At 47.8% G+C, this 4,257-nt stretch carries 4 protein-coding genes; all 4 read right to left on the bottom strand.

Annotated features, from left to right (window positions below):
* Positions 1–949: D-alanyl-D-alanine carboxypeptidase family protein (locus tag C1T29_RS13775; protein ID WP_208945463.1), on the bottom strand; the 949-nt coding region annotated here is incomplete at its 3' end.
* 157 nt (positions 950–1,106) lie between these two features.
* A complete protein-coding gene (locus C1T29_RS13780) occupies positions 1,107–1,913 on the bottom strand; it encodes a purine-nucleoside phosphorylase (protein WP_031304985.1) in 807 nt (268 codons plus the stop codon).
* A 20-nt stretch (positions 1,914–1,933) separates the two neighbouring features.
* A complete protein-coding gene (gene deoB, locus C1T29_RS13785) occupies positions 1,934–3,118 on the bottom strand; it encodes a phosphopentomutase (protein WP_020452036.1) in 1,185 nt (394 codons plus the stop codon).
* Positions 3,119–3,311: 193 nt separating this feature from the next.
* Positions 3,312–4,202, bottom strand: a complete 891-nt coding sequence (xerD, locus tag C1T29_RS13790) for a site-specific tyrosine recombinase XerD (RefSeq protein ID WP_023855928.1) — start codon at positions 4,200–4,202, stop codon at positions 3,312–3,314.
* Positions 4,203–4,257 lie beyond the last annotated feature (55 nt).

The raw sequence follows: 4,257 nt of genomic DNA on the forward strand, positions 1-4,257 counted from the left end.
TCAAAAGGGAAATCGGTTCCGATGTGACAAGGTTTATTTTTTGCTCATGGCCTTTATTGACCTTCAAATCGGAAATGATTTCATTGCGTTTATACATCGGATGCGTTTCATATTGGCTGAATGCAAAATCAAGCATTTTTGTGATTTGGGCATTTCGTTCTTTTGGCGTACTGGCACCAAAAACGACAGCGATGACGCGCATGTTTCCTTTTTTCGCTGAAGCTGTCAGGCAGTACTTTGCTTCATTTGTAAAGCCGGTCTTGACTCCGTCAACGCCGGGATAAAATTTGATGAGGCGGTTTGTGTTGACGAGCCAGAATTTTTTATCACTGTTTTCTCTCAGATAGTCTTCATATGTTCCCGTAAATTTCGTGATGTTTTCATATTTTAAAAGCTCTTTCGCCATGAGTGCCATGTCATAGGCTGTGCTGTAATGGCCTTCTTCAGGCAGACCTGTCGTATTTTGAAAAGATGTATCCTTGAGGCCGAGCTCAGCGGCTTTTTCATTCATTCTTTTGACAAATTCCTCTTCAGATCCGGCAATATGCTCTGCCATTGCCACAGAGGCATCATTACCCGATCCGATGGCGATCCCTTTCAGCATATCTTCAACCGTCATTTCTTCGCCGGGCTCAAGGAAAATTTGCGATCCCCCCATTGAAGCGGCATACTCGCTTGTTCTGACTTTGTCTTTCATTTTGATCTTGCCTTCATCAAGAGCTTCCATGATCAACAGCATGGTCATCACTTTTGTCATGCTGGCCGGGGGAAGCTTTTCACGGCTGTTCTTGTCATACATCACCTTACCGGTATCCCGCTCGATTAAAACGGCAGATTTTGCGTCATCAGCAAGCTCCGACGGTTTCTTTTCGCTCTCTTTTGCAAACGCCGGCGGCGCAGTCATCAGGATTATCGTAAAAATCAGCAATTTGGATAAATGACGTTTCATCACCCAGACCTCCATTTCGTAATCCTCTCTATTTTTTCCAATCCAGTTGGATTTATACGGATTGATTGGAAAAAATTTCTCATCAAGCAAAAAGAAAGAGCCAATGCAGGTTCTTATTTGAACTTGCATTGGCTCACATTTCAACTTCGCGGCGGTTTTAGCCGATTTTGGCGACGGCCGCTTTAACAAACCGCAAAAAGTCGGCTTTTACTTTTTCGGTGACTTCGATCACTTCGTCATGGGAGAGCGGCTGATCGAGGATTCCGGCTGCCGCGTTTGATATACACGAAATGCCGAGCACGCGAAGGCCCGCATGTTTTGCCACGATGACTTCCGGAACCGTCGACATGCCGACAGCATCCGATCCGATCGTTCTGAGGAAGCGCACTTCGGCAGGCGTTTCGTATGTAGGTCCTGTGACGGCTGTGTAAACCCCTTCTTGTACACTGATGTTCAATTCTTCGGCTGTTTTTTTCGCCAAGAGGCGCAGTTCCTTATCATATGCGGATGACATGTCAGGGAATCTGACACCCAGCGAGGAATCGTTCGGCCCGATCAGCGGATTCGTTCCCATATAATTGATATGATCGGATATGATCATCAAATCGCCGGGACGGAACGATTCATTGACGCCGCCTGCGGCATTGGTCACAATTAAAGTCTCGATCCCGAGTTCTTTCATGACACGTACCGGGAAGGTTACCTTGTCCATTGAATATCCTTCGTAAAAATGAAAACGCCCTTGCATCGCGACGACTTGCACATTTTCAAGTCTGCCGATGACAAGCTGTCCGGCATGCCCTTCAACAGTGGAAACAGGAAAATCCGGGATGTCTTCATATTTAATGCGAACGGCGTCTTTTATCTCATCAGCAAGCACGCCAAGGCCCGATCCCAAAATCAGGCCGACCGCCGGTTTGATTTCTGTTTTGCTTTTAATATAGTCTGCGGCATTTGCAATCATCTGTTTCACGTCGTTTCCTCCTATTTCAGCAGGGATAAAAAGCTTTTTCCGTACTTTGGCATATTCGTTTTAAAGTTGTCGGCAATCGTCGCGCCGATGTCCGCGAATGTATCTGCGAGCGGAAGCGCACCGGGCTTTTCGTGCTTTTTGCTGTATACAAGAAGCGGCACGTACTCCCTTGTATGGTCTGTGCCATGGTGAACCGGATCATTGCCGTGGTCGGCGGTAATGATGAGCAGATCGTCTTCACGCATCTTTTCAAATACTTCAGGAAGGCGCGCGTCGAATTCCTCGAGCGCTTTTCCGTATCCTTCAGGATCGCGGCGGTGCCCGAACAGCGCGTCAAAGTCCACGAGGTTTACAAAGCTGATTCCTGTAAAATCTTTGTCAAGCGTTTGCACCAGCTTGTCCATCCCGTCCATATTTGATTTCGTTCTAAGCGATTCCGTAATGCCCTCGCCGTCGTAGATATCGGAGATTTTGCCGATCGCAATCACATCATAGCTGTCATCTTTCAATTCATTCATTACGGTTCTGTCAAACGGCTTCAGCGCATAATCATGCCGGTTCGGCGTCCGTTTAAATTCGCCCGGCTTGCCAACAAACGGCCTCGCAATGACGCGTCCGACCATATATTTCTCGTCAAGCGTAAGCTCGCGCGCGATCTCGCAGATTTTGTACAATTCCTCGAGAGGCACGACTTCTTCGTGTGCGGCAATCTGCAGAACGGAGTCCGCTGAGGTGTAGACGATCAGCGCGCCGGTTTCCATATGCTCCGCACCGAGCTCATCCAAAATCGCAGTGCCTGATGCAGGTTTGTTTCCAATCACTTTTCTTCCGGACTTCTGTTCAAGTTCATGGATCAATTCGTCCGGAAAACCTTCGGGAAACACCTGGAAAGGTTTGTCTATGTAAAGTCCCATTATCTCCCAATGACCAGTCATCGTATCTTTTCCGTTTGAGGCTTCTTTCATTTTGCCGTAATAGGCAAGCGGCTCTTCTGCCTTTTCGACACCTTTGATTTCTCGGATATTGCTGAGTCCGAGCTTCGACATGTTCGGCAGGCGGATGCCTCCCATGTGTTCGGCAATATGGCCCAATGTATCTGCGCCTTTGTCATTAAATTGATCGGCATCAGGCGCCTCGCCGATTCCAACGGAATCCATCACAATTAAAAATACGCGGTTGTAATCAAATGCAGGCATTTGTCGGCCTCCTTTTTTTCTTTCTGTCAGCTGTAGGCTGTCACGCTTGGCATAAAAAAACCAAAATACCGCTATTAGCCAAGTATAAACCGTTTACACAACAGTTGACAATACGAACGGGAATAGTGAGAAACTTCCCGCAATTTGCTGCACACTCAACATGAAAAACCGTGCTTTCGCCTGTTCTTTTAGGCTATGCACGGGGATGGTATTGCTTATATACGTCTTTCAGCCTTGTTTTCGTCACATGTGTATAAATTTGCGTCGTCGAAATGTCGGCGTGTCCGAGCATTTCCTGAACGGCCCGGAGATCGGCTCCGTTTTCGAGCAGGTGTGTGGCGAATGAGTGCCTCAGTGTATGCGGCGTCAGCTCTTTATTAATTCCCGCTTCCAAGGCGATTTTCTTTAAATTTTTCCAAAACCCCTGCCGGCTCATCTGTCTGCCGTGGTGATTCAGAAACAGGGCGTCTTCGGAATTTTTTTTCAAAAGCTTTCCCCTCGCTTTTGACAGATATTCGCCGACCGCATGTGACGCCGCTTCGCCGAGCGGAACGATCCGCTCCTTTCTTCCTTTCCCGAAGCAGCGGATAAAGCCCATCGATAAATGGACATCAGACAGCTTTAATGCGATCATCTCGCTGACGCGGATTCCTGTCGCATACAGTAATTCCAGCATCGCTTTATCGCGGTAGCCGAACGGCCCCGTCAGCTTCGGCGTATCGAGAAGCGTTTCGACTTCCTGTAATGACAGCACCTTCGGGAGCGTCCGTTCCGTTTTTTGTGACTCAATATGGACGGACGGGTCCTGGGCTGTTACTTTTTCCCTCAGCAGAAACTGGTGAAAGCTGCGGATGGAAGCGAGATGCCTCGCAATCGTCTTACCGGATTTTCCGGCGTCTTTTAAATGCTTTAAAAACTGGATGATGGTAAGCCTTGTCACCTGGTCAAAAGAGCTCAGCTGCTCCTGTTCCTCTAAATAGGCGGCGTAGCTATTCAAATCCCGTTCATAGCTCACAACCGTGTTGTGGGAAAGCCCCCGTTCAACAACGGCGTAGTGGATAAAGTCTTTAATATGAACTTTCACGCTATCCTACTCCCCGTTCAAATAAAAAAAGATTAACCGGGTAAACCAGCTGCCC

The organism is Bacillus sp. MBGLi79, assembly GCF_002953915.1.